Source organism: Zhongshania sp., assembly GCF_041584495.1.
Lineage (GTDB): Bacteria > Pseudomonadota > Gammaproteobacteria > Pseudomonadales > Spongiibacteraceae > Spongiibacter.
The window spans coordinates 1-3,945 of record NZ_JBFHDY010000191.1 but is presented as its reverse complement, the minus strand read 5'-3'; the positions used below and the strand labels follow the sequence as shown (position 1 = coordinate 3,945).

The following is a 3,945-nucleotide window of genomic DNA, read 5'->3' as shown; positions in this document are numbered from 1 at the left end:
TGTAAACCGAGATAATTCAATACCTTAAGTCGGTTTACGGGTGTGCGGATGTGGTGAAATTGGTATACACGCCAGATTTAGGTTCTGGTGCCGCAAGGCGTGAGAGTTCGAGTCTCTCCATCCGCACCATTTCAAAGAATTTTTATGAATGGCCGCTTCGATGCCGAAGTGGCCATTTGTGCTTATAAGACCTGTTTTGAGGATCATCGATGCAAGTTTCCGTTGAAACGACTTCTGGCCTAGAGCGCCGTCTGATTGTAGGTGTTCCTGCCGCCCGTGTAGATGGCGCAGTTGATAGCCGTCTGCAAAAAGCAGCAAAAACCGTTAAGCTTGATGGCTTCCGTCCCGGTAAAGTGCCGATGAGCGTGGTTCGCCAGCGTTTCGGTCAGTCGGTGCGCATGGAAGTGCTCGGCGAAGTAATGAATGAGTGCTTCTACGAAGCCATTCAGCAGCAAGAGCTGAAGCCTGCGGGTCGCCCAGAAATCGAGCCAAAAAGTTTAGAAGCCGGTAAAGACATTGAGTTTGTCGCCACTTTCGAGGTATTCCCAGAAATCGAAGCCAAAGATTACAGCTCGATTGTCGTGAAAAAGCCGGTTGCCGAAATCACAGCCGCTGATGTCGATAAGATGATCGAAAATCTGCGCTCTCAGCGTGCTGATTGGAGTGTTGTTGAGCGCGCCGCAGCCGATGGCGACAAGGTTAATATCGACTACCTTGGGACTAAAGACGGTGTAGAGTTTGAAGGGGGTAAGGCTGAAGGTTCTGATCTAGAGCTCGGTTCTGGTCGTATGATCCCTGGCTTCGAAGCGGGAATCGAGGGGATGGCCGCCGGAGAAGAAAAGCTTATTGCCTTGTCTTTTCCTGAAGACTACCACAGCGAAGACCTTAAGGGCGCTGCGGTAGAGTTTAAGATTATCTTGAACTCTGTTAGCGCCAAAGAATTGCCTGAGATCAATGAAGAGTTGTTTGAGGCTTTTGGTGTGAAAGAGGGCGGTTTAGATGCTTTTCGCGCTGAAGTAGAAAAAAATATGGCTCGGGAGTTGAAAAATGCGACTAAGTCCCGCATTAAGAATCAAGTCATGGAAGGTGTGCTAAAGGTGCATTCTGATCTGCAGGTGCCTAAAGCGCTTGTTAGTCAAGAGATTGAGGCTTTGCGCGGACAGCAAATGCAGCAGTTTGGCGCGATGGCTGAAAAGCTAAATGCAGCAGACATTCTTCCCGACGAGCTTTTTCGTGATAACGCGGAGCGTCGTGTTAAGTTAGGCTTGGTGCTAAATGAACTCATTAGCGTCGAAGGCATTAAAGCTGACGCAGACAAGGTTCGTGCTGCTCTTGAAGAGATGGCGGCTAGCTTCGAAGATAAAGACGAGATTATCAAGCACTACATGGGCAACCCCCAGCAGCTTCAGCAGATCGAAGGTATGGTCATTGAAGAGGAAGTGGTTGAGAAATTGCTTGAAAAATCGAAGGTTAGCGAAGAAACTTTAAGCTACGAAGAAGTTATGTCGCCACCGGCGGAAGAGGCAGACGCGTCTTAATTTGCTAGATTGCTCTGCTTATCTGCGAACAAGCGACTGAGCCTTACGGCTCCGTCGCTTGTTTTTTTTCTGGTAGGCGAAAAATCCGCTTACCCATTAACGATACGGAAGAGTGTTTACTATGTCGCGCAACTCGATTGACGGTATAAACAATAATTCTATTACGAATCTAGGCTTGGTGCCTATGGTCGTTGAACAGACGGCGCGGGGCGAGCGCTCCTATGATATTTATTCGCGCCTTCTTAAAGAACGGGTGATTTTCTGTGTTGGTCAGGTTGAAGACCATATGGCTAATCTGATCGTGGCTCAGTTACTGTTCTTGGAATCAGAAAACCCAGATAAAGATATTCATTTATATATAAATTCGCCAGGTGGCTCGGTGACGGCAGGTCTGTCTATTTATGACACCATGCAGTTTATTCGTCCCAACGTGAGCACCATGTGTATTGGTCAGGCGGCCAGTATGGGCGCGTTCTTGCTGAGCGGTGGCGAAAAGGGTAAACGCTTTATTCTGCCGAACGCCCGCACCATGATTCACCAGCCCAGTGGTGGTGCTCAGGGGCAGGCAACGGATATCGATATTCAAGCGCGGGAGATTCTGATTATCCGCGAACGCTTGAATCATCTTATGGCTCAGCACACGGGCCAAAGCTATGAAACCATTGCTAAGGACACTGAGCGGGACAACTTCATGAACGCTCAGCAGTCTTGTGATTACGGCTTGGTTGATCAAGTTTTGACTGACCGCAAATAAGCGCATCACATATTGCCGCAGGTTTGCACTTAAGTGGGCAAACTTGCAAAAATAGCTAAAAGGCGTCATCTTTACCCTAAGGTGGATATCGCCATGCAAATAGAACAAGGTGGGAATGAATGAGTAGCAAAGACGGCACAGACGAAAACGGCAAGCTGCTGTACTGTTCCTTCTGTGGTAAAAGCCAGCACGAAGTCCGCAAGTTAATTGCTGGCCCGTCTGTTTTTATCTGTGATGAATGTGTTGACCTATGCAACGACATTATTCGTGAAGAAGTGCAGGAAGCGGCAAGCGAAGCTGGTCGCGACAAGCTACCAGCGCCGCAAGAAATTAATCATACGTTAGATCAGTATGTTATTGGCCAGGTGCGCGCCAAGAAGGTTCTCGCGGTAGCGGTCTATAATCACTACAAGCGCTTGCGTGTGGGCGAAAAAGGCAAAGACGATATTGAACTGGGCAAGAGTAATATCTTGCTGATTGGTCCGACCGGTAGCGGCAAGACCTTGTTGGCAGAGACCTTGGCGCGACTGCTTGACGTGCCCTTTACTATTGCTGATGCAACCACCTTAACCGAAGCCGGTTACGTGGGTGAAGATGTTGAAAACATCATTCAAAAGCTACTTCAGAAGTGCGATTACGATGTAGAAAAGGCCCAAATGGGCATTGTCTATATCGATGAAATCGATAAGATCTCGCGGAAGTCGGATAACCCATCAATTACACGTGATGTATCGGGTGAGGGTGTGCAGCAGGCGCTGCTGAAGTTGATAGAGGGCACTGTTGCATCTGTGCCGCCACAGGGGGGGCGTAAACATCCCCAGCAGGAGTTTTTGCAGGTAGACACCTCAAATATTCTGTTCATTTGTGGTGGCGCTTTTGCTGGCCTAGATCGCGTTATTCGTGATCGCTCTGAAAAAGGCGGTATCGGATTCAGCGCAGAGGTTAAGAGCAAGAGCGAAGCTCGCAATGTTGGTGAAATTCTGGCTGATGTTGAGCCGGATGATTTGGTGCGCTATGGTTTGATTCCAGAGTTTGTTGGCCGTCTGCCAGTGATTGCAACGCTGGAGGAGCTTGATATCGATGCATTGGTCAGCATTCTGACTGAGCCCAAAAATGCGCTGACCAAACAGTATTCCAAGCTTTTTGATATGGAAGGTGTAGAAGTCGATTTCCGGGAAGACGGCTTGCGCTCCGTTGCTGAAAAGGCAATGACTCGCAAAACCGGTGCTCGTGGTCTGCGGTCGATTTTAGAGTCAGTGCTGCTTGATACTATGTACGATTTGCCTTCGATGGAAAACGTCAGCAAAGTTGTTATTGATGGCTCGGTGATCAAGGGTGATTCTGCGCCAATCTTGGTTTACAGTGAGCAGCGCAAGGTCGCTCCGGAAGAATAAGCCCCGCTCTAAAGCCGCCGCGGAAGTTATTTTCGCGGCGAGTCTCTTTTTTGTCACAATCTTTGCTAGTCAAGTCTTGTTTTTACTGTGCTAAGTCCCCATCTTAGGTTTAAGCTGTCTGTATTGCAGGCGAAATATCCGTTGTGTCCGGATTGTATAAATATTATGCGAGGCGATTAAATGGCCGATAAGCGAGAAATACAGGAGTTGCCACTGCTTCCTTTGCGCGATGTGGTGGTTTACCCCCATATGGTGATCC

At 48.5% G+C, this 3,945-nt stretch carries 3 protein-coding genes and 1 tRNA gene; all 4 read left to right on the top strand.

From position 1 onward, the window contains the following. Window positions 1-44 precede the first annotated feature (44 nt). The 4 genes from ABYP33_RS17710 to clpX all read left to right on the top strand — a co-directional run bounded on the left by ABYP33_RS17710 (window position 45) and on the right by clpX (window position 3,686). Window positions 45-129 (top strand) — tRNA-Leu (locus tag ABYP33_RS17710). Window positions 130-209: 80 nt separating this feature from the next. Continuing rightward, on the top strand, window positions 210-1,538 hold the full coding sequence (gene tig, locus ABYP33_RS17705; protein ID WP_373092529.1) for a trigger factor: 1,329 nt from the start codon (window positions 210-212) through the stop codon (window positions 1,536-1,538). A 121-nt stretch (window positions 1,539-1,659) separates the two neighbouring features. Continuing rightward, entirely contained in the window at window positions 1,660-2,292 is a 633-nt protein-coding gene (gene clpP / locus ABYP33_RS17700) for an ATP-dependent Clp endopeptidase proteolytic subunit ClpP (protein ID WP_008250075.1), read from the top strand. A 119-nt stretch (window positions 2,293-2,411) separates the two neighbouring features. Further along, complete coding sequence (gene clpX / locus ABYP33_RS17695) at window positions 2,412-3,686, top strand: ATP-dependent Clp protease ATP-binding subunit ClpX (protein WP_373092527.1); 1,275 nt, start codon at window positions 2,412-2,414, stop codon at window positions 3,684-3,686. Window positions 3,687-3,945 lie beyond the last annotated feature (259 nt).